This window comes from Priestia sp. VA7, from assembly GCF_055710015.1.
On record NZ_JBVQPN010000048.1, the window covers coordinates 1 to 397 of the forward strand.

The following is a 397-nucleotide window of genomic DNA, read 5'->3' on the forward strand; positions in this document are numbered from 1 at the left end:
TCCTCGTACAACCAGGACAAGCCGATTAGCCTTAAGTTTGGTTAAGATTTCTATTTTTCCCATATCATCACCTCTGGACATCTCGTTGATTAGCTAAGACTGCTTCTACTTGTTGGACGCTGTGATAGAGCTGATCTTCAGCTACTGTACATTTTAGGCTAGCTGTTGCCACAGCAAAATCAAGGTTGCGCTGCTTTTCGTTACCTTCTAACAACTGATAAAGTAAACCCGCCACAAAAGCATCTCCACTTCCAACCCGTTGCAAGACTGGGGTCGTCACTTCACAGGATTCGTAAAACTGCCCATCATAGGCATAAGCCTTGAAACGATTACTGCCTTGGGCATCATTTGAACGCTCCGTATGGTAAATAGCTTGTAACTGATAGCGCTGATAAAG

General features: G+C 44.1%; 1 protein-coding gene. It reads right to left on the reverse strand.

Going from position 1 to position 397, the window contains the following annotated elements; all coding sequences use genetic code 11:
• Window positions 1–67: 67 nt before the first annotated feature.
• Window positions 68–397 (reverse strand): PfkB family carbohydrate kinase (locus AC0C45_RS30090; protein WP_472929332.1); only part of this gene is annotated, 330 nt, incomplete at its 5' end.